Origin of the sequence: Microbacterium sp. str. 'China' (assembly GCF_002993305.1) — a bacterium.
Classification (GTDB): Bacteria; Actinomycetota; Actinomycetes; order Actinomycetales; family Microbacteriaceae; genus Microbacterium; species Microbacterium paraoxydans.
In genome coordinates, this window is record NZ_CP027434.1 from 2,100,469 (window position 1) to 2,124,502 (window position 24,034).

Consider the following 24,034-nt stretch of genomic DNA (forward strand, 5'->3'; position numbering starts at 1 on the left):
CCCCATGTCCAACGCGGTACCCCCGTCCACCTCCGCCATCGCGACGAGCGCCGCGGCCGAGGAGCAGCCGAAGGGCGTCGGCGCCCTCCGCTACTTCCTGGTCAAGCTCGGCGGCGCGGCCATCAGCCTGGCGATGGTGATCCTCCTCGGATTCTTCGCCTTCAAGATCCTGCCGGGCGATCCGGTCGCCTCGATCGCCCGCGAGCGCGGGATGAGCGCCGAGCAGGCAGACCAGCTGCGCGAGCAGCTCGGTCTGAACAAGCCCCTGTGGCAGCAGTTCATCGACTACCTCGGCAACGTCTTCACCCTGAACTTCGGCACGAGCTACGTCTACCGCACGTCGGTGTCCGACCTCATCGGCCAGTACTTCTGGAACACGATCCTCCTCACCGGCACGGCGGCGATCATCGCGATCGCCCTCGGCCTCTGGCTCGGGCAGAAGGCGGCCTGGAAGCACGGCTCCACCTTCGACCGCATCGTCTCCGGCACGTCGCTCGTGTTCTGGTCGGTGCCGACCTTCTGGCTGGCCCTGCTGCTCCTGATGGTCTTCGGCGGCACGCTGCACTGGTTCCCGACCGGAGGCATGGTCTCCCCCAACCCGTCTACCGATCCGGTCGGCGCGGTCCTGGACGTGATCTCGCACATGGTGCTCCCGGTGATCACGATGGTCGCGGTCGTGTACGCGCAGTACCTCATGGTGATGCGCAGCTCGCTCCTCGAGGAGATGGGCGCCGACTACCTCACCACCGCTCGGGCCAAGGGCCTCCGAGAGGACCTCGTCCGCCGTCGGCACGCCGTTCCCAACGCCCTGCTGCCGACCGTCACCCTCGTCTTCATGCACATCGGCGGTCTCATCGCCGGGGCCGTCACGGTGGAGACGGTGTTCTCCTGGCCCGGGCTCGGGAAGCTCACCTTCGAGGCCATCTCCGGCCCCGACCTCCCGCTCCTGCAGGGCACCTTCGTGGTGTTCTCCACGATCATCATCGCGATGAACCTCATCGCGGACCTCATCTACCGGCAGCTCGACCCGAGGGTGAGGCGCGCATGACCACGGCAACCCCGACTATCCGTTCCCCCCGCGCCCTGGCGTGGCACCGCCGCGGCACCGCCTTCGTCGACTTCTGCCGGCAGTTCGCCCAGCACCGGGCGGGCATGGTGGGCCTCGTCTTCCTCGTGATCGTGGCCCTCATCGCGATCTTCGCCCCCGTGATCGCCCCCGCCAGCATGCTCGACGTCACGAAGCTCGTCGACGTGCAGCGCTTCGCCCCGCCGTCCTGGGAGCATCCCCTCGGCACCGACCATCAGGGTCGCGAGATCTGGGTCCGCATGGTGTGGGGCGCCCGGGTGTCCCTGCTCGTCGGCCTCGCCGCCACGGCGATGTCGATGATCATCGGCACCCTCGTCGGCCTCTCGGCGGGCCACTTCACCGGCTTCTTCGGGGGGCTGATGATGCGCATCATCGACTTCTTCCTCGTGCTGCCGTCGCTGATCCTCGCGATCGTGCTCTCGTCGGTGCTGAGCCGTGGCGTCTGGACGATCATCATCGCGATCGGCCTGACCTCCTGGGCCGGCACCGCCCGCGTCGTCCGCGCGCAGACCCTGTCCGTCGAATCGCGCGACTACATCGAACGCTCACGGGCCCTCGGCGCCGGGCACTGGCACATCATCATGAAGCACCTCCTCCCCGGGGTGCTGCCGCTCGTGCTCGCCAACACGACGCTCACCGTCGGCTCGGCGATCATCTCCGAATCCACCCTGGCGTTCCTCGGCCTCGGCGACACCACCCTGCAGTCGTGGGGCTCGATCCTGAAGAACGCGATGGACGTCTCCGCGGCGACAAGCGGCTACTGGTGGTACGTGCTCGTGCCGGGCATCGCCATCGTCCTCGTCGTGCTGTCGTTCACCTTGATGGGCCGCGCCGTCGAGAACATCACCAACCCGACGCTGAGGAGCCGCTGAGATGCCCGACCTGATCTTCGACGACGTCTCCATCACGTACCGCACCTCGGGGCGGTCGGGTCGGGACGAGGTGGCGGCCGTACGCAACGTCTCGCTCACCCTTCCCGCCGGGCAGACCCTCGGCATCGCCGGCGAGTCCGGCTCCGGCAAGTCCACTCTCGCCATGAGCGTGCTCCGGCTCCTGCCGCGCAACGCCCGGCTCAGCGGCCGCGTGCTGCTCGGCGACGAGGACGTCGCCACGTTGTCCTTCGGGCAGCTGCGCGCCGTGCGCTGGGCGCAGACGTCCATCGTGTTCCAGGGCGCGATGCACTCGCTCAACCCGGTCCGCACGGTGGGCTGGCAACTCCTGGAGGCGCTGGAGCTGCACGCCTCCGATCGATGGAAGGGCGAGAAGGCGCGCAAGGAGCGGGTGCGGGAGCTGCTCGACATCGTCGACCTGCCGCAGCAGAAGAGCGAGTCGTATCCGCACGAGCTCTCCGGCGGCCAGAAGCAGCGCGTCATGATCGCGATGGCCCTCGCCTGCGATCCCGAGGTCATCATCGCGGACGAGCCGACCACCGCGCTCGACGTGATCGTGCAGAAGCAGATCCTCGACATGATCTCCCGTCTCGTGGCGGAGCGCGGCATCTCGATGCTCATGATCAGCCACGACCTCTCGGTGCTCGCCACGGCGTGCGACCGGATCGCCATCATGCGCGACGGGGAGCTCGTCGAGGTCGGCGAGAGCTACGCGGTCTGCACCACCCCGCAGGAGGCGTACACCCGCCAGCTCGCCGACGCCTTCCCCACGATCGGCGACCCGGCCTCCCGGATGGCCCCGGTGACCCGGCACGGCCGCGATGCGGACGACGTGCCGGAGATCACCCACGGCGACGAGGTGCTGCTGGAGGCCCGCGGAGTCAACGTCACCTACCGCTCCGGCGGGCGCCCCGTGCATGCGGTCCGCGACGTCGACCTCTCGGTGCGCAAAGGCGAGATCGTCGCGCTCGTCGGCCAGTCCGGCTCCGGCAAGTCGACCCTCGCCCGCGCACTCATGGGACTCCAGCCAGCCGACCCCGGGTCGCAGATCCTCTTCGACGGCGCACCGATCCCGTCGAAAGGACGCGACCTCGCGCGGTTCCGCTCGCAGGTGCAGCTCGTGCTGCAGGATCCGTGGGCGGCTTTGAACCCGAAGCACAGCGTGTACGAGTCCGTCGCCGAGGGGCTGCGTGTGCAGCGCTTCCCCGGCGACGAGCGCGAGCGGGTGACGCAGAGCCTCGCCGATGCGGAGCTCACCCCGCCGGAGCGCTATTTCGGCGCCATCCCGCAGGAGCTCAGCGGCGGGCAGCGGCAGCGCGTCGTGATCGCCGGAGCGCTCGCCGTGCAGCCGCAGCTGCTCATCGCCGACGAACCCGTCGCCTCGCTCGACGCGTCAGTGCGCGGAGAGATCCTCGGCCTCCTGCTGGAGCTGCGTCGCCGCCTCGGGCTCTCGGCCCTCGTCATCACGCATGACCTCGGCCTGGCCTGGAACATCGCCCACACGGTCGCGGTGATGTACCACGGGCAGATCGTCGAGCACGGACCCACCGAAGAGGTGCTGCTGAACCCGCAGCACGAGTACACCCGGCACCTGCTGTCCGCGGCGCCGCGCATCGAGGAGAAGACGGCATGAGCACCCTGACGGAGGCGGCGGTGTCGCCGTATCTCGACACGGCTCCCCTGCAGCCCGGCGACACGGTGGCGATCGTCTCGCCATCCGGTCCCGGCAACGAGGAGAACACGCAGCGCGCCGTCGGCTACTACGAGTCCTGGGGCCTGAAGGTCCGCGTGGGGGCGCACGTCCTCACGCCCCACCCGCGCGCGTCGTACCTCGCGGGGCCTGACGACCTCCGCCGCGCCGACCTCGTCGACGCCTGGCTCGATCCGGACGTGGACGCCGTCGTCACGGCACGCGGCGGCTACGGGGCCCTGCGCCTCCTCGACGGCATCGACTGGGCCGACATGCGCCGAGGGGCGCTGCGCAAGGACGGACGGCCGAAGCTGCTCACGGGCTCGTCCGACGTGACGGCGCTGCACGAGACGTGGCGTGCGCATCTCGACGTCGCGACGCTCTTCTGCCCGATGGCGGGCAACAACGTCTTCCGCGACTCGGAGCAGGTGCGCGACGACGTACAGCGCTGGCTCTTCGAACCCTGGCGCGGGCGGGAGCTCATCGGTCCGAAGACCGAGATCATGACGCCGGGTCGCGCCGAGGGACGCTTCACGGGCGGCAACCTCAGTCTGCTCGCCGCCGGACTCGGCGCCCCGGAGGCGGACGTCCCCGCCCCCGGCATCCTTTTCCTGGAGGACATCACGGAGGAGCCGTACCGCCTCGACAGCTTCGTCACGCAGCTCCGGCGCGCGGGCCGTCTCGCGCAGGCGACGGGCATCGTGCTCGGCTCCTGGCACGAGTGCGGCGACCTCGACCTCGTCCACGCGCTCATGCGGGACGAATTCCAGGACGCCGGCGTCCCCGTGCTGTGGGAGCAGGGCTTCGGCCACGACCCGCACGCCCTCACCATCCCGCTCGGTGTGGATGGGGTGCTGGACGCGACCGGCGACGAGCCCCGCCTCACGGTGGGACGGCCATGATCGCCCTTCCGCCCCTCGACCCCCGCGTCACCTGGTCGATCCGGCTCGTCGACGCCGGCAGCGGCGAGACCCTGGCCGAGCACGAGCCGCACACCCAGTGCGAGACCGCGAGCATCGGCAAGATCTTCCTGCTCCTCGAGGTCGCTCGGCGGCTGGAAACGGGCGCGCTCGCCGAGGACGACCGGATCGCGGTCCCGGACGAGCACCGCGTCGAGGACTCCGGGCTGCTGTACCGCATGCACGATCAGCGCATCACGGTCCACGACGCGGCGCTCCTCGTCGGTGCGGTGAGCGACAACCTCGCCACGAACGCGCTGATCCATCTCTGCGGCCTGGAGGAGGTGCGGGCCGTCGCCCCGGCCCTCGGGTACCGCGACACGGCGCTGCACGACTACATCCGCAACGAGCGCACCCCCGACCTGCCCTGGACCCCGTCGTTCGGCACGGCGGCCGAGCTGTCCGACGTGATGCGCCGGCTCGGCGCCGGCGAGGCGTTCTCCCCCGCGGTGAGCGCCCGGGTGCTGGACTGGCTCGCCGCCGACACCGACACGTCGATGACCGCCGACGCCTTCCTGCTCGACCCCCTCGCCCACGTCGAGGCCGAGTATCAGGGCATGGTGCTGCGTCACAAGACCGGCAGCGTGAGCTTCGCCCGCGTCGACGTCGGACTGCTGCGGGGCCCGAGGGCCGCCGTCGCGTATGCGGTGGCGGCGAACTGGAAGGACTCCGCGGCCGACCTCCGCGCGCCCGTGCTCGACGGCATGCGCGCCGTCGGCGAGCTCATCCGTGCGCATGTCACCGGACGCGCACGAGACGAGGAGGACGCATGAGCGCGATCGACCTGGAGCTCCCCGACGAGAACGGCACCGCCTGGTCTGTCCTCGTCCAGGACATCGACTCGGGCGAGGTGTTGCTGCGCCATGAACCTGAGACGGTGTTGGACACGGCGAGCGTCGGCAAGATCTTCCTCCTGCACCGCCTCCTCGCCGAGGTGGACGCCGGTACGCGGACTCTCGACGAGCGTGTGACCCGCCGGCCGGTCGAGGCCATCGAGGACTCCGGTCTCTGGTACCTGCTGCAGGCGTCCGAGCTGTCGCTGTACGACGTGGCCGCTCTCATCGGGGCCGTGAGCGACAACGCCGCGACCAACACGCTGGGTCGCGTCATCGGCATCCCGACCGTGCAGGAGCATACCCGCGCGCTCGGCTACACCGCCTCGGCCCTCGACGATATCGTGCGGTGGCCGATCCCGCCCGGCGCCCCGAAGACGTTGTCGCACGCGAACGCCGCGGAACTCGTGCTCTTCATGTCGCGGCTCGCCGATGGGACCGATCTCTCCCCCGCCTCGGCCGACACGCTGCGCCGCTGGCTGGGCGCGGGCATGGACCTGTCGATGGTCGCGTCGGCGTTCGACCTCGACCCGCTCGCGCACTGGGGCTTCGATCGCGGCGTCTGGCTGCTGAACAAGACCGGCACGATCTCCCGCGTCCGCGCCGACACCGGGATCGTCATGTCCCCCACCCGCCGGATCGCCTACGCCGTCCTGGCGAACTGGGACCGGGGCGCCGACGGACGCGGACCGGTGCTGGCCGCCATGCGCCTTATCGGCGAGGGCATCCACGCCGCGCTCGCCGACTGACCTCGGTTCACAACTCAGGACATCCGGCGGCGGTCGGTACGACGCGCCGCTCCCGCGGCGCCGCCGACCCGGTTTCTCCTGAGTTGTGAACGCGGGTCAGACGACCCCGGCGCGAGCCAGGCGTTCCCGCACCCGATCGATCGGTACCGCGTGCGCCGTCCGCCCCTCGGGGCCCACCGTCGTCTCCGCCGCAAGCACCGAGTTGACCAGGGCCTCCTCGACCGCGTCCATCGTCGCGGCGAAGAGCGGCGAGAGCTCGTCGTCCGCGGCCGGACCGCCGTCCGCCTGGTCGTGCACCGAGAAGGCGATCGCGTAGTCGCCGCTGCCCTGCGCATAGTCGGCGCCGACACCGCGCATCGCGAACACGGCCCGGTTGGCCACGCGGCCGAGCTGCCGCCCGTCGACGGGCGCGTCCGTCGCGACGACGATCATGCAGGAATTGCCGACGGGCTGTGCCGGAGCATCGGCGAGGAGCTCCTCCGCGGGCAGCGGGACGCCGGCGATCCGCAGCGTGCCGCTGAAGTTCGTCTGCACGAGGACGCCGACCGTGGCCGAGCGCCCCGCGACCTCGACCAGCCGCGATGCCGTGCCGATGCCGCCCTTGTACCCGAGGGCGACGGTACCGGCACCGGCGCCCACGCCTCCCTCCGCGACCGCTCCCGGAGCGGCCGCGGCCAGGGCCGCCGCCACCTGCTCCTCCCCCACGGCGCGCCGGCGGATGTCGGAGAGGAACCCATCGTTCGTCTCGCCCACCACCGGGTTCAGCGTGGTCGTCCGTGCGTGCGCCGGCGTCGCCAGCAGATGCCCGAGCAGCGCGTCCGCGACGCGGAACACGGACAGCGTCGAGGTCAGCAGGATCGGCGTCTCCAGCGCCCCGAGCTCCCGGAGCTGCGTGGCGCCGACGAGTTTGCCGTAGCCGTTGCCCACGGAGAGGTTCGCGGGAAGGCTGCGGCGCTCGGCGGTGAGGGCGTCGGGGACGATCGCCGTCACGCCCGTGTGCAGACCGTCGCCGTGCAGCGTGGCGTGCCCCACCCGCACACCGGAGACGTCGGTGATCGCGTTCTCCGCGCCGCGCGGGAAGGCTCCGGACGGCACGCCGAGGTCGGCGAGACGGGGACGGGAGGACGAGGACGACGGCGGTGTCATGCTCCGATCCTTCCAGCGTCGAGGGGGCCGGCCGCAGCGCCGCGCCGGACGCTCCCCCGGGTCGAGCGCCGCGCCCGTGCGCTCGGTAGACTGGGCGGCACCACCCACACTCAGGCACGCTCACACAGTGCCGCATACATCGCTCGAGGAGACCTCCATGTCCGCCATTCCCGACAAGCCCGCACTCGAAGGTCTCGAAGCGAAGTGGGACGCCGCCTGGGCGGAGCAGGGCACATACCTGTTCGACCGTCTGCGCGCCGCCGAGCTCGGTCGTGAGGGCGTCTACTCGATCGACACCCCGCCGCCCACCGCCTCCGGGAGCCTCCACATCGGTCACGTGTTCTCCTACACGCACACCGACGTCAAGGCCCGGTACGAGCGCATGCGCGGCAAGACCGTGTTCTACCCGATGGGCTGGGACGACAACGGTCTGCCCACCGAGCGCCGCGTGCAGAACTACTACGGCGTGCGCTGCGACCCCTCGCTCCCCTACGACGCCGACTTCACCCCGCCGTTCGAGGGCGGCGACAACAAGTCGAGCCGGGCGGCCGACCAGCAGCCGATCAGCCGTCGCAACTTCATCGAGCTGTGCGAGCGCCTCACGATCGAGGACGAGAAGCAGTTCGAGGCGCTGTTCCGTCAGCTCGGACTGAGCGTGGACTGGACGCAGACGTACCGCACCATCTCCGACGACACGATCCGGCAGAGCCAGCTCGCCTTCCTCCGCAACATCGAGCGCGGCGAGGCGTACCAGGCTCTCGCGCCGACGCTGTGGGACATCGACTTCCGTTCCGCGATCGCGCAGGCCGAGCTCGAGGACCGCGACCAGCAGGCCGCGTACCACACGATCGAGTTCCCCTTCGCGGACGGCTCCGGCTCCATCGCGATCGACACCACCCGCCCGGAGCTCCTCCCCGCGTGCATCGCGATCGTGACCCACCCCGAGGGGCCGCACAAGCACCTCATCGGCACCAAGGTCCGCACGCCCTACTTCGGCGCCGAGATCGAGATCCACGGTCACCACCTCGCCCAGCCCGACAAGGGCACGGGCGCGGCGATGGTCTGCACCTTCGGCGACGTGACGGACATCATCTGGTGGCGCGAGCTGCGCACCGCCGCCGGCGAATCCCTGCCGAACATGACGACGATCGGCCTCGACGGCCGTTTCCTCGCCGAGGCCCCTTCGATCGTGGCCGACGCCGACGCCCGCGCCTGGTACGCGGAGAACGTGGCGGGCAAGACCGTCTTCAGCGCCCGCAAGGCGATCGTGGAGAAGCTGCAGGAGACCGGCGACATGACCGCCGTCGGCAAGCCCTTCCAGCACGCCGTGAAGTTCTTCGAGAAGGGTGACCGCCCGCTCGAGATCGTCTCGACCCGGCAGTGGTACATCCGCAACGGCGCCCGCGACGGCGAGCTGCGCGATCAGCTCCTCGCGCATGGTACCGAGCTGGCGTGGCACCCCGACTTCATGCGGGTCCGCTACGAGAACTGGGTCGGCGGCCTCACCGGCGACTGGCTCGTGTCCCGGCAGCGGTTCTTCGGCGTGCCGATCCCGCTCTGGTATGCGCTGGACGAGAACGGCGAGCGCGACTACGACCGCGTGCTCACCCCGGACGCGGCCGCGCTGCCCATCGACCCGACCACGGATGTGCCGGCCGGCTACACCGAGGCCCAGCGCGGCGTGCCGGGCGGGTTCGACGCCGAGGCCGACATCCTCGACACGTGGGCGACCTCGTCGCTGACCCCGCAGCTCGCGGGCGGCTGGCAGCGGGACGAGGAGCTGTGGCAGCTCACCGCTCCGTTCGATCTGCGCCCGCAGGGACAGGACATCATCCGCACCTGGCTCTTCTCGACCATGCTGCGCTCCACGCTCGAAGACGGCCGCGCCCCGTGGAAGAACGCCGCCATCTCGGGCTTCATCGTCGACCCCGACCGCAAGAAGATGTCGAAGTCGAAGGGCAACGTGGTCACCCCGGCCGACGTGCTCGACGCCCACGGCTCGGACGCGGTGCGGTACTGGGCGGCGTCGAGCCGCCTCGGCATGGACGCGGCCTTCGACCCGCAGAACCCGACCCAGGTGAAGATCGGCCGGCGTCTCGCGATCAAGGTGCTCAACGCCGCCAAGTTCGTGCTGTCGTTCCCGGTGCCCGAGGGAGCCCAGGTGACGCACGCGCTCGACGCCTCGATGCTCACGGCACTCGACGGCGTGGTGGCCGAGGCGACCGCGGCCTTCGACCGGTATGACGCGGCGCGGGCGCTGGAGCTGACCGAGGCGTTCTTCTGGACGTTCTGCGACGACTACCTGGAGCTCGTGAAGGAGCGCGCCTACAACCAGAACGACGTGGGCCAGGCCTCGGCCGCCCTCGCGCTGCGTCTGGCGCTGTCCACGCTGCTCCGGCTGCTCGCACCGGTGCTCTCCTTCACCACCGAGGAGGCCTGGTCGTGGTTCGAGGAAGGCTCCGTGCACACCGCAGCGTGGCCCGAGAAGCTCGGCATCGAGGGCGACCCGGCCGTGCTGGCCGCCGCGAGCGAGGCGCTCATCGGCATCCGGCGCGCGAAGACCGAGGCGAAGGCATCGCAGAAGACCCCGGTCTCCCGTGCCGCCATCGCCGCTCCCGCCGCGAAGGTCGAGGCCCTGCGCGCCGCAGCGGACGACCTCCGCGCGGTCGGCCGCATCGCCGAGCTCGAGATCACCGAGGCGGAGGAGTTCGCGGTCACCGCGATCGAGCTCGCCCCGGTCGAGGCCTCCTGATGCAGCTCGGCACGCGCTGGGCCACGGGTGCACAGCCGCCCGCGTCGGTCCCCGAGGCGCTGCGTCCCGCCATCGCCGAGGTCGAGTCCCAGGGCCTCACCGGCCACTGGACCCTCACCTGGCTCGAGGGCCGCGCGATCGCGGAGCTCGACGCCGGCTGGGAGGTCCTCCAGACCCCCTCCGGCGAGGTCATCGCCCGTCCCTTCTGATCGCGAGACCCCGCTTCATCGTCGAGACCCCCTCCTTCCCGCGCGGGAAGGAGGGGGTCTCGCCGCGTACCCGGGGTCTCGGGTCAGCGGCGCGACGCTCCGAGCTGCGCGAGGAGATGATCCACGGCATGCGGGTCGTGGCGGCGGGCTTGCTGTTCGCGGACGAGGTCGAGGGCGAGGGTCCGACGCTGCGCGCGCCGCTCGATCCGCTGCTCGACCCCGGCGGTGACCCGGTCGGCGAGGCGCAGCAGGCCGCGCTCCGTCCGTGTGGGACTGACGAGGTGCAGGGTCGCGGCGGTCATGATGCCTCCGTCGTCTCGCCCGCACCGGCGAGGGCCTCCCGCGGCGACGTCGGCAGGTCGAACAGCTCGGCCCGCACGGAGACCCGTCGGACGTCGGGCCCGGTCTGACCCCGATAGCGTTCGATGGCCTGCTCGATGAGATCCTCGATCTCCTGCCGCAGCGCCATGGCCTGCGCCGGCGTGACGTCGAGGTGCGTCGTGATGGTGATGCCGACGTCGCGCCACCCCTCGGGAACGTCCGACTCCGGGCGGTTGAGGTACTGCATCAAGGTCTCGTGCCGGAGCCGGAAGAACTCCGACGTGACGATCTGCGCCGCGGCACGGTTGGCCGGCGACATCTGCTCGTCCGGGCCCGGCATATCGATGCGTCCCTTCGGACGCTCCCACCATCGCTCCCGTGCCGTACCCCGGCCTTCCACCTCGCGGATGAGGTCGTGGGCCGCGAGAGCGCGGAGGTGATAGCTGGTGGATCCCGAGGTCTCCCCCACGAGGGCTGCGAGAGAGCTGGCCGTCTGGGGACCACGAGAGGCGAGCAGATCGAAGATCTTGACCCGCAGCGGATGCGCGAGCGCTTTCAGCGCCCCTGCATCCAGCGTCCGTACCTGCGTCTCGTTCGTCATGATGCAAAGATACGCTTGCAAACAACTCTTTGCAAGTGTTTCTTTGCATCCAGTCAACCCACGGTATCCCGGGCCGCGACGAAGGCCGCCACGCAGCGCTCCACCTGGTCGGGCGTGTGCGCTGCGGAGAGCTGCACCCGGATACGCGCCTTGCCCCGCGGCACGACCGGGAAGCTGAACGCCGTCACGTAGACACCCTGATCCTGCATCGCCGCGGCGATCCGGGCGGTGAGGGCGGCGTCGCCGAACATGACCGGGACGATCGGATGCTCGCCCGGAAGCAGGTCGAAGCCCTCCTCCGCCATCCGAGCGCGGAACAGGGCCGCGTTGTCGCGGAGCCGCGCCCGGAGGTCGGCCGACCCCTCGACCAGGTCGAGCGCGGTCAGCGTTCCGGCCACGATGGCCGGAGCGAGGGTGTTCGAGAACAGGTACGGACGGGAGCGCTGACGCAACAGCGCGACGATCTCCGCGTGGGAGGCGACGTACCCGCCGGAGGCGCCGCCCAGTGCCTTGCCGAACGTGCCGGTGTAGATGTCCACGCGATCCGCGACGCCGCACAGCTCGGGGGTTCCGCGCCCGTTGTCGCCGACGAAGCCGACCGCGTGCGAGTCGTCAACGAAGACGAGCGCGTCGTAGCGTTCCGCCAGGTCGCAGATCTCGGCCAGCGGGGCGATGTAGCCGTCCATCGAGAAGACACCGTCGGTCACGATCACGCGGAACCGGGCATCGGCGGCCGCCCGCAGCTGCTCCTCCAGATCCGCCATGTCGCGATTGCGGTAGCGGAGCCGGCGCGCCTTGGACAGCCGGATCCCGTCGATGATGGACGCGTGGTTCAACTCGTCCGAGATGATCGCGTCCTCGGCGGAGAACAGCGTCTCGAAGACACCGCCGTTCGCGTCGAAGCAGGAGGAGTAGAGGATCGCGTCATCGGTGCCGAGGAAGTCCGCGAGCCGACGCTCCAGTTCGAGGTGCTGCTCCTGCGTGCCGCAGATGAAGCGGACGCTCGCGAGCCCGTACCCCCACTCGTCCAGGGCCGTCCGGGCCGCAGCGAGGATGCGCGGGTCGTCGGCCAGCCCCAGGTAGTTGTTGGCGCAGAAGTTGAGCACCTCGGCGCCGTCGGCCGTGATCTCCGCCCGCTGCGGTCCGTGGATGCCGCGCTCGTGCTTGGTGAGCCCCGCCTCCTCGATTCCCGCCAGCTCCTGCGCCACATGGTCCTTGAAGGTCGCGTACATCACAGCTCCGTCCAGTCGAGGATGATCTTGCCCGTGCCGGCGGACTCCGCCGCCGCGAATCCGCGCTCCCAGTCGCGCGCCGGTACGACCTCGGCGATCACCCGACCGATCGCTTCGCGCAACGTCGCACTGGTCTGCAGCATCGCCCCCATGGCGTTCCATGTCTCGAACATCTCCCGGCCGTAGATCCCGGTGATCGTGAGCATGTGCGTGACGAGCTTGCCCCAGTCGATGTCGAATCCGGTCGACGGCAGCCCGAGCATGGCGATGCGTCCTCCGTGGTTCATGTTGTCGATCATCGCCGGGAGCGCCGACGCCGCGCCGCTCATCTCGAAGCCGATGTCGAAACCCTCGCGCATGCCGAGCGCCCGCTGCGCGTCGCGGATCTCCTGGCGGGAGACGTCGACGACCTCGTCGGCTCCCATCCCGCGCGCCATCTCCAGGCGCGGCGCGCTCACATCGGTCCCGACGATGAAGCGGGCGCCCGCATGCCGGGCGACGGCGATCGCCATCAGGCCGATCGGACCGCACCCGGTGACGAGCACGTCCTCACCGACGAGCGGGAAGCGGAGGGCGGTGTGCACGGCGTTGCCGAGCGGGTCGAAGATCGCGCCGAGCTCCGGGGTGACCTCGGCGTGGTGGACCCACACGTTCGTCGCCGGCAGCGAGAGGTACTCGGCGAAGGCGCCGTCGCGCTGCAGCCCGAGTCCGATCGTGCGGATGCACATCTGCCGCCGTCCGGCACGGCAGTTCCGGCAGGTGCCGCAGACGATGTGTCCCTCGCCGGAGACCCGGTCGCCGACCGCGATGTCGTGGACGAGCGGCCCGACCTCGACGACTTCCCCGTAGAACTCGTGTCCCGGGATGAGGGGAGCGGCGATCGCGGAGGCCGCCCAGTCGTCCCAGCGCCGGATGTGCAGATCGGTTCCGCAGATGCCGGTGCGGAGGACGCGGATGACGACCTCGCCGGGGCCTGCCACCGGGTCGGGGCGTTCCACGAGCGCGAGGCCGGCGCCGGGTTCCTCCTTGAACAGAGCTCTCATGCTCTGATCTCATCGCATCCTTTGCTGTAGAACAATCGGCATCTTCTGCATCCACTCTGTAGCAAGAACTAAACTGTTGTCGTGGAACTCCACCAGCTCCAGATCCTCCGCGAACTCGGAGCGCTGGGAAGCGCGACCGCCGTCGCCGAAGCGCTCCGGGTCACCCCCTCCGCGGTCTCGCAGCAGCTCGCCGCGCTGCAGCGCTCCTTCCCGGCCCCGCTCACCCGTCGCCAGGGCCGCACGCTCGTGCTGACCGCCGCCGGCGAGGTGCTGGCAGCAGCCGGAGCCGAGGCCATCGACGCGATGGCGGCGGCGCGCCACGCCCTGGACGACTTCGAGGGCGCGGCGACGGGAGAGGTGAGCATCAGCGGCTTCCACAGCGTCGGCCAGGCGCTCTTCGGCCCACTCGTGCGGGAGCTGTCCGGGAAGGAGCACGCCCCGACCGTGCGTCTCACGGACGAGGACGTCGCGCAGAGCGAGTTCCCCGGACTCACCGCGCGGTACGACCTCGTCCTCGCCCATCGGATGGAGCATTCCGCGCCGTGGCCGACCGAGGGTGTCCGCGCCGTGGGTCTCGTCCGCGAGCCTCTGGACGTCGCCGTCTCCGCCGACCACCCTCTCGCCGATCGCCGCACCCTCTCGCCGGACGAGATCGCCGAAGAGCAGTGGGTGACGAGCCGTGTGGGGTACTCCCCCGACGACGTGCTCCGCGCCGTCGCCGCCGTCGCCCGCCGCCCGGTCGAAGTCCGGCACCGCATCAACGACTACGGTGCGGTGTCGGCGGTGGTCGCGGCCGGCGGCGTTCTGGGCATGCTCCCCCGGTTCACCTCGCGCAGCGTGGACGATCGCGCCATCGTGCGCATCCCGCTCCGAGGCGTGAGCACGCACCGCATGATCGACGTCCTCGCACGGCCGGAGAACCTGCGCCGCCGCTCGGTCCGCGTCGTCGTCGACGCCCTGCGGGAGGTGATGACCCGTCTGAGCGCGGAGCGTTCCGGAGACGGCGGTGGCTAGGCTCGGAGGATGAGCGACGCCACGAACCCGCTGCTGCAGCCGTCGACCCTCCCCTTCGGGCTCCCGGACTATCGGGCCATCCGTCCGGAACACTACCTCCCCGCCTTCCGCGCCGGGTTCGCGGAGCAGCTCGCCGAGGTCGCGAACATCACCCGCGTACGGTCGATGCCGACGTTCGAGAACACCCTCGAGGCGCTGGAGAGGTCCGGCGCGCTCCTCGACCGGGTGGCGCACGCGTTCTACACGGTGAGCTCCGCCGATGCCACGCCGGAGATCCAGGCGATCGACGAGGAGCTCGCGCCGCTCATGGCCGCCCACCAGGATGCGATCACGCTCGATGCGGCGCTCTACGCGCGCGTGGCCCACGTGTACGAGCAACGCGACACCCTCGACCTCGATCCTGAGCAGCGCTACCTCGTGGAGCGCTACCACCGCGAGATGACGCATGCCGGCGCCGGGCTCGACGACGAGGCGAAGGCGCAGCTCACGGCTCTGAACCAGAAGCTGTCCGTGCTCACGAACACCTTCGAGCGGAATCTGCTGAGCGATACGAACGACCTCGCCGTGGTCTTCGACTCCGCCGCCGAACTGGAGGGCCTCAGCGCCGGCGAGCTGTCCGCGGCCGCACGCGCCGCGGCCGACCGCGGGCTCAACGGCCGCTACCTCCTCACCCTGCCGCTGTTCACCGGCCATCCGGCCCTCGCACGGCTCGCGGTGCGGGAATCCCGTCGCCGGATCATGGCGGCGTCGCGCGCGCGGGGATCGCGGGACAACGGCAACGACAACCGTCCGGTGCTGCGCGAGATCGTGCGCCTCCGCGCCCAGCGCGCGCGCCTCCTCGGGTACCCGTCGCATGCCGCCTACGTCACCGCCGACGAGACGGCGGGCTCCCCCGAGGCCGTCGAGCGGATGCTGCGCCGATTGTCCGCGCCGTCCGCGCGTAACGCCCGCACCGAACGGGACGCGCTCCAGGCGATCGTCGACGAGACCGAACCGGACCCCTTCCCCGTGGAAGCCCACGACTGGGCGTTCTACACCGAGCGCGTGCGCACCGCCCGCTACGCCATCGACACCGCCGCCCTGCGCCCCTGGTTCGAGGCGGAGCGCGTGCTGCAGGACGGCGTGTTCTTCGCGGCGACCCGCCTGTACGGGGTGACCTTCCACGAACGGCACGACCTCGCTGCCTACCACCCGCAGGCCCGCGTCTTCGAGGTGCGCAACGCCGACGACTCCCCACTCGGGCTCTACGTGCTCGACCTCTACACCCGCGACTCCAAGCGCGGCGGCGCCTGGATGAACGCGATCGTCAGCCAGTCCCGTCTGCGCGGCAGCGCCCCGGTCGTGGTCAACAACCTCAACGTCCCGCAGCCCGGGGACGGCGAGCCCACGTTGCTGACGCTCGACGAGGTGACGACGCTGTTCCACGAGTTCGGGCACGCTCTGCACGGCCTGTTCGCCACGGTGACCTACCCGCACTTCGCCGGGACCAACGTGTTCCGCGACTTCGTCGAGTTCCCGAGCCAGGTGAACGAGATGTGGATCCTCTGGCCCGAGGTCCTCGACCACTACGCCCGGCACCATGAGACCGGCGAGCCGCTGGATCCCGCCATCGTGGCGCGGCTGCGGGACACCGCGACCTTCGACCAGGGCCACGCGACCAGCGAGTACCTCGCCGCGGCGTGGCTGGATCAGGCGTGGCACCGGCTCTCCGTCGACGACGCAGTGGACGATGTCGCCGACTTCGAGGCGGCCGCACTGGCGGACATCGGCCTCGACGATCCCGCCGTTCCGACCCGGTACTCCTCCACCTACTTCGCCCACGTCTTCTCCGGCGGCTACAGCGCCGGGTACTACTCGTACATCTGGAGTGAGGTGCTCGACGCCGACACCGTGGAGTGGTTCCGGGAGAACGGCGGCCTCACCCGGGCCAATGGGGACCGTTTCCGCGACCGGCTGCTCGGGGTCGGCGGTTCGAAGGACCCGCTGGCCGCCTACCGCGACTTCCGGGGACGGGACGCCGAGATCGAGCCGCTCCTGAAACGCCGTGGACTGGATTCCTGAGTCGTGAGACCCTGAGCGCATGGACGCATTCCCTGACGCTCCGTTCGGCCCCGCAGACAGCCTGGAGCTGGAGGCCGTTCCCCTGGCCGTCATCCGCCACGAGGGCATCCGGATCGCCGACCTCCGCGATGCCTTCGACTCCGGATACGCGGCGATCGGTGCCGCCTTCTCTGCGGGCACCCTTATTCCGGCCGGCCCGGCGCTCGCGATCTACCACGGCGATCCGATGGGCGTGTTCGACCTGGAGCTCGGCTTCCCGGTCCAGGCTCCACCCTCCGACCCGATCGCCACGGGCGACGGGGCCGTCATCATCGCCTCGGCCCTGCCGACGGGGAAGGCCGTCGCGACCACCGTCCTCGGTTCCTACGACGGCCTCGGCGCCGGATGGGCGGCGCTGGTCGCGCGTGCGGCGGAGGCGGGGCTGCACCCGCGCGGCGTCTGGATCGAGGTCTACGTCTCGGACCCCGGTGTCGATCCCGACGAGCTCCGCACGGACCTGCTCATGCCCGTGGCCTGAGCAGGCGTTCAGGTCCTATCGCCGGAGTCGGTCCATCGCCTTGTACCAGGTGAGCTGGTGGTAGCTCTGGGTGAGTTGCTCCCCCGCCAGGTCCAGCGGCAGGGACCGCACGACGACGGCCTCGTGCTCATCCAGGGACTGCTCAGTGACGCGTATGCAACCGAGAGCGAGGAAGTGATGGACCTTGTTCGTGTGCGTTCCGAAGTTCGCCCAGGTCGCGCCGAGGGCCACCAACTCGTCGGCGACGCACCCGGTCTCCTCCCGGAGTTCGCGCGTAGCCGCGTCTTCCGGACGCTCGCCGGGCTCCGCTCCCCCGCCGATCGTGCCCAACGCGAGGACTCCCGCTCCGTGGCGGTACTCCTCGACCACGATCGCAGCGCCATCGCGATCGACGGCGAGGACGGAGACCCAGTCACCGTACTCGAGGACGTAGTACGGCGCTATCCGGCGGGCGTGCTCGTCGAGACACTCATCCGCATGCACCCTGATCCACCGATCGGCGACGAGCGTCGTCCGCGCGACGGTCGTCCACGGAACGGGGTCAGCGCCCATGGCTCAGGCGCTCTTGCGCTTGCGCTCCATCACGATGGTGGGCGGGGCGCCCTCGTCGACGGCGGCACGGGTGATGATCACCTTCGCGACGTCTTCGGCAGAGGGGATCTCGAACATCACCGGACCAAGCACGTCCTCGAGGATGGCACGGAGTCCGCGGGCACCGGTCTTGCGCTCGACGGCGAGGTCGGCGATCGACCGCAGCGCGTCCTCCTCGAACTCCAGCTGGACGCCGTCGAGCTCGAACATGCGCTGGTACTGCTTGACGAGGGCGTTGCGCGGACCGGTGAGGATGTCGATGAGGGCGGCCTGGTCGAGCGGTGACACGTTCGTCACGACGGGCAGACGACCGATGAACTCCGGGATGAGACCGAACTTGTGGAGGTCTTCCGGGAGCACCTCGCTGAACAGGTCGAGGTCCTTGCCCTTGTCGTGCAGCGGAGCACCGAAGCCGACACCGTGCTTGCCGACGCGCGCCGAGACGATGTCCTCCAGACCGGCGAAGGCGCCGGCCACGATGAAGAGCACGTTCGAGGTGTCGATCTGCAGGAACTCCTGGTGCGGGTGCTTGCGACCACCCTGCGGCGGCACCGAGGCGACCGTGCCCTCGATGATCTTCAGCAGCGCCTGCTGCACGCCCTCGCCCGACACGTCGCGGGTGATCGACGGGTTCTCGGCCTTGCGGGCGATCTTGTCGACCTCGTCGATGTAGATGATGCCCTGCTCGGCGCGCTTCACGTCGTAGTCGGCGGCCTGGATGAGCTTGAGGAGGATGTTCTCGACGTCTTCGCCGACGTAGCCCGCCTCGGTCAGTGCCGTCGCGTCGGCGACGGCGAACGGCACGTTGAGGCGCTTGGCGAGCGTCTGCGCCAGGTAGGTCTTGCCGCAGCCTGTGGGCCCGATCAGCAGGATGTTGCTCTTGGCGATCTCGACCTCTTCGGCCTTCTGCTCAGCAGGCTGCAGGGTGCCGTGAGCGCGCACGCGCTTGTAGTGGTTGTAGACGGCGACGGACAGCGCACGCTTCGCGGGCTCCTGTCCGACGACGTATTCCTCGAGGAACGTGAAGATCTCGCGGGGCTTCGGCAGCTCGAACTCGGCGACCCCCTCGGCGGACGACTCCGCCATGCGCTCTTCGATGATCTCGTTGCAGAGCTCGACGCACTCGTCGCAGATGTACACGCCGGGTCCGGCGATGAGCTGCTGCACCTGCTTCTGGCTCTTTCCGCAGAAAGAGCACTTGAACAGGTCAGCGCTTTCACCGATGCGGGCCATGCGCGTCCTCCTCGGGGGGATCAGGATCGTTCTTCGAGCCTAACCGCTGCATGCGACACCGGGCCGCATTGGCGACGAGTCGTTCGGCGGGTCCGACGGACGACGGTGCCTCCACCGTCATTCCGCGGGGAGGCAGCCGCCGTCCATGATGTATCCCCCGACCTCGACGCGGACCTCGTCGGGACGCAGTTCCCCGAAGACGCAGCCGCCCTCCGGACCGTCGGCCCCGAACGCCACCGCGCGCGCATCTCCCCGGGCGACGTGATGGACGAGGCCGACCTCGCGCAAGGCGTCCTCGACGGCGATCACGGAGATCATGCCCTCCGTGCGCAGCGCTTCGAGACGCACGCGGAGGTCCGCCACCGGCTGCTCGGCGGCCGCCCCCGCCTCGGCCGACGTCTCCATCCGCTCACGATGCCGGTCGTTCTGCTCCATCGCGTGTTCCGGGTCGTACGGCGCACACTCCGGCGGAAGCTCGGCGCCGTCCACCTGCGGGCAGGCGGCGGTGGGCGTCACGGTCGGCGTCGGCTCTCCGGCGGCGACGCCGGCCGGCGCGGCAGCGCATCCGCCGAGCACGAGGATCGCCGCGAGCACGAGCGTCACACGCCCGGGGCGGGCGCGAACGCCGGAGGTCGCCATCATGCCGTCATGAAACCACAGCACCGGCGTCGCCCGCACGCTGGTCGCACGACGAGGGCCCCGCCGCGCGATGCGCGACGGGGCCCTCGGTCATCGTGACGTGTCGTCAGACCATGCTCTTGGTGTGCCAGACCGTCTTGACCTCGGTGAACGCGGCGATCCGCTCCGGCGAGGCGACCACGTCGCCGGGGGCGAGCACGCGCTTCAGCGTCTCCGCCGCGGCGATCTGCATGTCGACCCACTCCAGCGCACCGGCGCCGGCGAGGTCGAGGGCGTTCACATCCTGGTGCGAGGCGAGCCACGGCGCGATCTCCGCCGGCGAGCCGGTGAGCACGTTCACCACGCCGCCGGGGACGTCACTGGTCGCGAGCACTTCGGCGAGACTGATCGCGGAGAGCGGGAACTGCTCGCTCGCGACCACGACGACGGTGTTCCCGGCGACGAGGGCCGGGGCGACGACCGAGACCAGGCCGAGCAGCGCCGAGTCCTGCGGCGCCACGATGGCGACCACACCGGTGGGCTCGGGCACCGAGATGTTGAAGTACGGACCGGAGACGGGGTTCGCGTTGCCCGCCACCTGGGCGTACTTGTCGCACCAGCCGGCGTACCAGACCCAGAGATCGATCGCCTCGTCGACCTGCGCCGTGGCCGCCGAGGACGGGATGCCCTCCTGCGCCACGATCTCGTCGACGAACTGTGCCCGACGTCCCTCGAGCACCTCGGCGACCCGGTAGAGCACCTGGCCGCGGTTGTAGGCCGTCGCCCCCGACCAGCCCTTGGCGGCGGCGCGCGCGGCGACGACCGCGTCGCGAGCGTCCTTGCGGGAGGCCTTGGCGGCGTTGGCGAGGAAGGCGCCCTTGCGGGAGACGACCTCGTACGTGCGTCCGGACTCGCTCCGGGGGAAGGCCCCGCCGATCGCGAGCTTGTAGGTCTTCGGAACGGTCAGTCGCTTGCTCATGCTGCGGCTCCCTTGAGATAGGCGGTGAGCCCCTGGCGACCGCCCTCGCGGCCGAACCCGGACTCCTTGTAGCCGCCGAACGGGCTCGACGGGTCGAAACGGTTGAACGTGTTCGCCCACACGACGCCCGCACGCAGCCGATCCGCGACCGCGAGGATGCGCGAGCCCTTGTCGGACCAGATGCCGGCGGAGAGACCGTACGGGGTGTTGTTGGCCTTCGCGATCGCCTCGGCGGGTGTCCGGAAGGTGAGGACCGACAGCACCGGCCCGAATACCTCGTCTCGGGCGATGCGGTGCGAGGCCTCGACGCCGGTGAAGATCGTCGGAGCGAACCAGAAGCCCTGCTCCGGGATCGCGCAGTCGGCGGTCCAGCGCTCAGCGCCCTCGGCCTCGCCGACGTCGCTGAGCTCACGGATACGGGCGAGCTGCGCGGCGGAGTTGATCGCGCCGATGTCGGTGTTCTTGTCGAGCGGGTCGCCGAGACGCAGCGTCGACAGCCGGTTCTTCAGCCGGTCGACGACCTCGTCATGGATCGACTCCTGCACCAGCAGGCGGCTGCCCGCACAGCACACGTGGCCCTGGTTGAAGAAGATGCCGTTGACGATGCCCTCGACGGCCTGATCGATCGGCGCGTCGTCGAACACGATGTTCGCGGCCTTGCCGCCCAGCTCCAGCGTCAGCTTCTTGTTCGTCCCCGCCACGGCGCGGGCGATGTCGCGACCCACACCCGTCGAGCCGGTGAAGGCGACCTTGTCGACGTCCGGGTGACGCACCAGGGCGGCACCGGTCGCCCCGGCTCCGGTGACGATGTTCACGACACCGGCGGGGAGATCGGCCTGCTGCAGGATCTCGGCGAAGATCAGTGCCGTCAACGGCGTGGTCTCGGCCGGCTTGAGCACGACCGTGTTCCCGGCCGCCAGCGCGGGCGCCAGCTTCCACGCGAGCATCAACAGCGGGAAGTTCCACGGGATGACCTGCCCGGCGACGCCCAGCGCACGCGGGTTCGCACCCAGACCGGCGTAGTCGAGCTTGTCTGCCCAGCCCGCGTAGTAGAAGAACCAGGACGCGACGAGGGGCACGTCCACGTCGCGGCTCTCCTTGATCGGCTTGCCGTTGTCGAGGCTCTCGGCGACGGCGAGCTCGCGGGCGCGCTCCTGCACGAGGCGGGCGATGCGGAACAGGTACTTGCCCCGGTCGCGGCCGACCATGCGCGACCAGACCTTGTCGTAGGCGCGACGGGCCGCGGCGACGGCGCGGTCGATGTCCGCGTCGTCGGCGGAGGCGATCTCGGCGATCTCCTTCTCGGTCGCCGGGGAGATGGTGCGGAAGGGGGTGCCGGAGCCGTCGACGAACTCGCCGTCGATGAACAGCCCGTAGCTGTCCTTGAGGTTCAGCACCGCCGTGGACTCCGGAGCCGGAGCGTATTCCAGGAAGTTCATTTCAATCCCTTGGGTTGCTGCCCTTCGACCGGCTCAGGGACCGGCCGAAGAAGTCAGTCGATCGTGACGTAGTCGGGGCCGGAGTAGTGGCCTGTGGTGAGCTTCTGGCGCTGCAGGAGCACGTCGTTGAGCAGGCTCGAGGCGCCGAAGCGGAACAGGTGCGGCTGGAGCCACTCCTCCCCCACGGTCTCGGCGACGGTGACGAGGTACTTGACCGCGTCCTTGGACGAGCGGATGCCGCCGGCGGGCTTCACGCCGATGCGCTCCCCCGTCCCGCGATACCAGTCGCGCACCGTCTCCAGCATGAGCAGCGTGGTCGGCAGCGTCGCCGCCGGCTGCACCTTGCCCGTCGAGGTCTTGATGAAGTCGCCGCCGGCGAGGATGCCGAGCCAGGAGGCGCGCTTGATGTTGTCGTACGTGTTCAGCTCGCCGGTCTCGAGGATCACCTTGAGCGAGGCGTACGAACCGTCCTCACGGCGGCACGCCTCCTTGACCTGAGCGATCTGATCGAACACCAGTCCGTAGCGGCCGGACAGGAACGCACCGCGGTCGATGACCATGTCGATCTCGTCCGCACCCGCGGCGACCGCTTCCGCGGTGTCGGCGAGCTTGATCGCGAGGGAGGACCGGCCGCTCGGGAAGGCGGTGGCCACCGCGGCGACCGAGATGAGGCCGTCGTCGGGGTCGCCGTGCAGGCTGCCGAGAGCCTCGACCGCTCCGGCGACCATGTCGCCGTAGACGCACACGGCCGCCACCCGAGGCGTGGACGGATCCGCCGCATCCGGGTTCTTCGCCTTGGCGACGAGCGAACGGACCTTGCCAGGGGTGTCCGCACCCTCCAGGGTGGTCAGGTCGATCAGCTTGATGATCGTGTCCAGCGCCCACGCCTTCGACGTCGTCTTGATGGAGCGGGTGCCGAGGCCGGCAGCGCGCTGCTCCAGCCCGACGGCGTCCACGCCGGGGAGGCCGTGCAGGAAACGACGGAGGGTCGCGTCATCCGGCTCACCGCCGAGGACGTCCACCGCCGTCCTGCGGCTGAGTTCTGTCGTCGTCACTGTTCCTCCAACAATGCTCGTGCTGTGGTCTCATCGGTCACCAGGACCCCGCACAGGCCGCTGGTCACGACCGTGCGCGCGATGTCGTGCTTGGCGGGGCCCGCCGTCACGAAGATGGCCCGCGCGGCGCCGCGCAGGCGGTCGAGCGAGACGCCGACCGTGCGGGCGTCCAGCTGCGGGTCGACGATGTTGCCCTCGGCGTCGACGTAGCGCCCGAGGACGTCGCCGACGGCACCGCGGCGCGCCAGCTCCTCCACATCGGCGGCCGTGAGATAGCCGTTCTCGACGTGGGCGGAGGTCGCATCGCACGGTCCGGCGGTGAACAGGAACGCCTGAGCGTCCGCAGCCTCCTCCAGCACGGCCGCGACGGTGCGGTCGCCTTCGATGGCCTGCTTCGTCTCGACGTGCTCCAGGATCGCGGGGCTCGGCAGCAGCGAGACCTGGCCGGACGCTCGCTGGGCGATGGTCACCGCGAGTCCCGCGGCCCCTCCTGAGCGCCGATTGAGGCTGACACCGCCGTTGAGCTGCACGACGGTGACGCCGTTCGCCCAGCCGTCGGGCAGGGCCTCGGCCACGGCGCGGAGGGTCTTGCCCCAGCTCACCCCGAGCGTGCGCGGAACCGGACGAAGGGCGGTCAGGAAGTCGGCGGCTGCTTGAGCGACGCGCTCCAGCGTGCCCTCGTCGCCCTCCGGCGAGGGGACGACCACGGCGTCGGTGAGCCCGAACCGCTCCACGAGCTCGCGCTCGAGGCCGAGCCGACGGGCGCGCGGGTGGACGATCTCGATGCGGACGATGCCGCGCTGCCGCGCCTGCGTGAGGAGGCGCCCGACCTTCCACCGGGAGATCTTCAGGAGGCCACCGATCTCGTCCTGCGTCTTGTCCTCGTCGTAGTACAGCTCGGCGACCCGGACCATGAGCAGATCTTCTTCCACGGTGTCCTCCTTCCTCCTCCAGGGTAGGCCGGATTCAGCGTTCGCGCACCCATCTGCTCATATGCGCAGGCGCGCCGTCTTCC

General features: G+C 70.3%; 23 protein-coding genes. 11 read left to right on the top strand and 12 right to left on the bottom strand.

All coding sequences use genetic code 11. The features are described 5' to 3' along the window. Positions 1-4 precede the first annotated feature (4 nt). The 6 genes from C6C15_RS10115 to C6C15_RS10140 are packed head-to-tail and all read left to right on the top strand — an operon-like array spanning position 5 to position 6,208. On the top strand, positions 5-1,048 hold the full coding sequence (locus C6C15_RS10115; protein WP_105950000.1) for an ABC transporter permease: 1,044 nt from the start codon (positions 5-7) through the stop codon (positions 1,046-1,048). After that, positions 1,045-1,959 (top strand): ABC transporter permease, encoded by a 915-nt coding sequence (locus tag C6C15_RS10120; protein ID WP_082749928.1) that lies wholly within the window; start codon positions 1,045-1,047, stop codon positions 1,957-1,959. Before C6C15_RS10115 ends, C6C15_RS10120 begins: the two co-directional genes overlap by 4 nt. Before the next feature lies 1 nt (position 1,960). Further along, positions 1,961-3,610 carry an ATP-binding cassette domain-containing protein gene (locus tag C6C15_RS10125; protein ID WP_105950001.1) on the top strand — a complete coding sequence of 550 codons (1,650 nt, stop codon included), beginning with the start codon at positions 1,961-1,963 and terminating at the stop codon, positions 3,608-3,610. Then, on the top strand, positions 3,607-4,569 hold the full coding sequence (locus tag C6C15_RS10130) for a S66 peptidase family protein (protein ID WP_105950002.1): 963 nt from the start codon (positions 3,607-3,609) through the stop codon (positions 4,567-4,569). Before C6C15_RS10125 ends, C6C15_RS10130 begins: the two co-directional genes overlap by 4 nt. Beyond that, a complete protein-coding gene (locus tag C6C15_RS10135) occupies positions 4,566-5,399 on the top strand; it encodes a serine hydrolase (RefSeq protein WP_105950003.1) in 834 nt (277 codons plus the stop codon). The genes C6C15_RS10130 and C6C15_RS10135 overlap by 4 nt, the downstream gene beginning before the upstream one ends. Then, positions 5,396-6,208 (top strand): serine hydrolase, encoded by an 813-nt coding sequence (locus tag C6C15_RS10140; RefSeq protein WP_060921170.1) that lies wholly within the window; start codon positions 5,396-5,398, stop codon positions 6,206-6,208. The genes C6C15_RS10135 and C6C15_RS10140 overlap by 4 nt, the downstream gene beginning before the upstream one ends. Before the next feature lie 96 nt (positions 6,209-6,304). On the opposite strand, the gene C6C15_RS10145 is transcribed toward C6C15_RS10140, so the two are convergent. Then, positions 6,305-7,354 carry a P1 family peptidase gene (locus C6C15_RS10145; protein WP_105950004.1) on the bottom strand — a complete coding sequence of 350 codons (1,050 nt, stop codon included), beginning with the start codon at positions 7,352-7,354 and terminating at the stop codon, positions 6,305-6,307. A gap of 157 nt (positions 7,355-7,511) precedes the next feature. On the opposite strand from C6C15_RS10145, the gene valS reads away from it, so the two are divergent. Beyond that, a complete protein-coding gene (gene valS, locus C6C15_RS10150) occupies positions 7,512-10,106 on the top strand; it encodes a valine--tRNA ligase (protein ID WP_105950005.1) in 2,595 nt (864 codons plus the stop codon). Continuing rightward, positions 10,106-10,315, top strand: coding sequence for a hypothetical protein (locus C6C15_RS10155; RefSeq protein WP_025105004.1), 210 nt, complete (start codon positions 10,106-10,108; stop codon positions 10,313-10,315). Before valS ends, C6C15_RS10155 begins: the two co-directional genes overlap by 1 nt. 83 nt (positions 10,316-10,398) lie before the next feature. Here C6C15_RS10155 and C6C15_RS10160 read toward each other — a convergent pair whose 3' ends face one another. From C6C15_RS10160 to tdh, 4 genes are read right to left on the bottom strand one after another with little or no spacing between them, the layout of a single operon-like run. After that, complete coding sequence (locus tag C6C15_RS10160; protein ID WP_105950006.1) at positions 10,399-10,617, bottom strand: hypothetical protein; 219 nt, start codon at positions 10,615-10,617, stop codon at positions 10,399-10,401. After that, positions 10,614-11,237: an ArsR/SmtB family transcription factor gene (locus C6C15_RS10165; protein WP_105950007.1), complete on the bottom strand. Its 624-nt coding sequence runs from the start codon at positions 11,235-11,237 to the stop codon at positions 10,614-10,616. Before C6C15_RS10165 ends, C6C15_RS10160 begins: the two co-directional genes overlap by 4 nt. Positions 11,238-11,290: 53 nt before the next feature. Next, complete coding sequence (locus tag C6C15_RS10170; RefSeq protein ID WP_105950008.1) at positions 11,291-12,469, bottom strand: glycine C-acetyltransferase; 1,179 nt, start codon at positions 12,467-12,469, stop codon at positions 11,291-11,293. Beyond that, positions 12,469-13,512 carry an L-threonine 3-dehydrogenase gene (tdh, locus tag C6C15_RS10175; RefSeq protein WP_062634086.1) on the bottom strand — a complete coding sequence of 348 codons (1,044 nt, stop codon included), beginning with the start codon at positions 13,510-13,512 and terminating at the stop codon, positions 12,469-12,471. The genes C6C15_RS10170 and tdh overlap by 1 nt, the downstream gene beginning before the upstream one ends. Positions 13,513-13,593: 81 nt before the next feature. Here tdh and C6C15_RS10180 point away from each other — a divergent pair, with 81 nt between their 5' ends. From C6C15_RS10180 to C6C15_RS10190, 3 genes are read left to right on the top strand one after another with little or no spacing between them, the layout of a single operon-like run. Beyond that, positions 13,594-14,526 (top strand): LysR family transcriptional regulator, encoded by a 933-nt coding sequence (locus tag C6C15_RS10180; RefSeq protein ID WP_105950009.1) that lies wholly within the window; start codon positions 13,594-13,596, stop codon positions 14,524-14,526. 9 nt (positions 14,527-14,535) lie between these two features. After that, entirely contained in the window at positions 14,536-16,587 is a 2,052-nt protein-coding gene (locus C6C15_RS10185; RefSeq protein ID WP_105950010.1) for a M3 family metallopeptidase, read from the top strand. Between the two features lie 19 nt (positions 16,588-16,606). Next, positions 16,607-17,104: a GyrI-like domain-containing protein gene (locus C6C15_RS10190; protein ID WP_105950011.1), complete on the top strand. Its 498-nt coding sequence runs from the start codon at positions 16,607-16,609 to the stop codon at positions 17,102-17,104. A gap of 15 nt (positions 17,105-17,119) precedes the next feature. Here the strand turns inward: C6C15_RS10190 and C6C15_RS10195 are convergent, their stop codons facing one another. From C6C15_RS10195 to C6C15_RS10225, 7 genes are all read right to left on the bottom strand, one after another. Beyond that, positions 17,120-17,656 (bottom strand): NUDIX hydrolase, encoded by a 537-nt coding sequence (locus C6C15_RS10195; RefSeq protein ID WP_105950012.1) that lies wholly within the window; start codon positions 17,654-17,656, stop codon positions 17,120-17,122. Between the two features lie 3 nt (positions 17,657-17,659). Continuing rightward, positions 17,660-18,928 (bottom strand): ATP-dependent Clp protease ATP-binding subunit ClpX, encoded by a 1,269-nt coding sequence (clpX, locus tag C6C15_RS10200; RefSeq protein ID WP_025105011.1) that lies wholly within the window; start codon positions 18,926-18,928, stop codon positions 17,660-17,662. 117 nt (positions 18,929-19,045) lie between these two features. After that, positions 19,046-19,570: a hypothetical protein gene (locus C6C15_RS10205; RefSeq protein WP_158698542.1), complete on the bottom strand. Its 525-nt coding sequence runs from the start codon at positions 19,568-19,570 to the stop codon at positions 19,046-19,048. Between the two features lie 103 nt (positions 19,571-19,673). Continuing rightward, positions 19,674-20,525 carry an aldehyde dehydrogenase family protein gene (locus C6C15_RS10210; protein WP_105950014.1) on the bottom strand — a complete coding sequence of 284 codons (852 nt, stop codon included), beginning with the start codon at positions 20,523-20,525 and terminating at the stop codon, positions 19,674-19,676. Next, entirely contained in the window at positions 20,522-21,964 is a 1,443-nt protein-coding gene (locus C6C15_RS10215; protein ID WP_105950015.1) for an aldehyde dehydrogenase family protein, read from the bottom strand. Before C6C15_RS10215 ends, C6C15_RS10210 begins: the two co-directional genes overlap by 4 nt. A 53-nt stretch (positions 21,965-22,017) precedes the next feature. Then, positions 22,018-23,019 (bottom strand): deoxyribose-phosphate aldolase, encoded by a 1,002-nt coding sequence (gene deoC / locus C6C15_RS10220; protein ID WP_025105015.1) that lies wholly within the window; start codon positions 23,017-23,019, stop codon positions 22,018-22,020. After that, the gene (locus C6C15_RS10225) at positions 23,016-23,951 is read right to left on the bottom strand and encodes a sugar-binding transcriptional regulator (protein WP_060921184.1); all 936 of its coding nucleotides are present in this window, start codon (positions 23,949-23,951) and stop codon (positions 23,016-23,018) included. Before C6C15_RS10225 ends, deoC begins: the two co-directional genes overlap by 4 nt. Positions 23,952-24,034 lie beyond the last annotated feature (83 nt).

Excerpts from the sequence above, each read along its gene's own strand:
- C6C15_RS10165 (WP_105950007.1), bottom strand. The coding sequence starts at position 11,237 with ATGACGAACGAGACGCAGGTACGGACGCTGGATGCAGGGGCGCTGAAA.
- tdh (WP_062634086.1), bottom strand. The coding sequence starts at position 13,512 with ATGAGAGCTCTGTTCAAGGAGGAACCCGGCGCCGGCCTCGCGCTCGTG.
- C6C15_RS10210 (WP_105950014.1), bottom strand. The coding sequence starts at position 20,525 with ATGAGCAAGCGACTGACCGTTCCGAAGACCTACAAGCTCGCGATCGGC.
- C6C15_RS10140 (WP_060921170.1), top strand. The coding sequence starts at position 5,396 with ATGAGCGCGATCGACCTGGAGCTCCCCGACGAGAACGGCACCGCCTGG.
- C6C15_RS10190 (WP_105950011.1), top strand. The coding sequence starts at position 16,607 with ATGGACGCATTCCCTGACGCTCCGTTCGGCCCCGCAGACAGCCTGGAG.
- C6C15_RS10195 (WP_105950012.1), bottom strand. The coding sequence starts at position 17,656 with ATGGGCGCTGACCCCGTTCCGTGGACGACCGTCGCGCGGACGACGCTC.
- C6C15_RS10125 (WP_105950001.1), top strand. The coding sequence starts at position 1,961 with ATGCCCGACCTGATCTTCGACGACGTCTCCATCACGTACCGCACCTCG.
- C6C15_RS10120 (WP_082749928.1), top strand. The coding sequence starts at position 1,045 with ATGACCACGGCAACCCCGACTATCCGTTCCCCCCGCGCCCTGGCGTGG.
- C6C15_RS10185 (WP_105950010.1), top strand. The coding sequence starts at position 14,536 with ATGAGCGACGCCACGAACCCGCTGCTGCAGCCGTCGACCCTCCCCTTC.
- C6C15_RS10145 (WP_105950004.1), bottom strand. The coding sequence starts at position 7,354 with ATGACACCGCCGTCGTCCTCGTCCTCCCGTCCCCGTCTCGCCGACCTC.
- C6C15_RS10205 (WP_158698542.1), bottom strand. The coding sequence starts at position 19,570 with ATGATGGCGACCTCCGGCGTTCGCGCCCGCCCCGGGCGTGTGACGCTC.
- C6C15_RS10170 (WP_105950008.1), bottom strand. The coding sequence starts at position 12,469 with ATGTACGCGACCTTCAAGGACCATGTGGCGCAGGAGCTGGCGGGAATC.
- C6C15_RS10160 (WP_105950006.1), bottom strand. The coding sequence starts at position 10,617 with ATGACCGCCGCGACCCTGCACCTCGTCAGTCCCACACGGACGGAGCGC.
- C6C15_RS10135 (WP_105950003.1), top strand. The coding sequence starts at position 4,566 with ATGATCGCCCTTCCGCCCCTCGACCCCCGCGTCACCTGGTCGATCCGG.
- C6C15_RS10115 (WP_105950000.1), top strand. The coding sequence starts at position 5 with ATGTCCAACGCGGTACCCCCGTCCACCTCCGCCATCGCGACGAGCGCC.
- clpX (WP_025105011.1), bottom strand. The coding sequence starts at position 18,928 with ATGGCCCGCATCGGTGAAAGCGCTGACCTGTTCAAGTGCTCTTTCTGC.
- C6C15_RS10215 (WP_105950015.1), bottom strand. The coding sequence starts at position 21,964 with ATGAACTTCCTGGAATACGCTCCGGCTCCGGAGTCCACGGCGGTGCTG.
- C6C15_RS10155 (WP_025105004.1), top strand. The coding sequence starts at position 10,106 with ATGCAGCTCGGCACGCGCTGGGCCACGGGTGCACAGCCGCCCGCGTCG.
- C6C15_RS10130 (WP_105950002.1), top strand. The coding sequence starts at position 3,607 with ATGAGCACCCTGACGGAGGCGGCGGTGTCGCCGTATCTCGACACGGCT.
- valS (WP_105950005.1), top strand. The coding sequence starts at position 7,512 with ATGTCCGCCATTCCCGACAAGCCCGCACTCGAAGGTCTCGAAGCGAAG.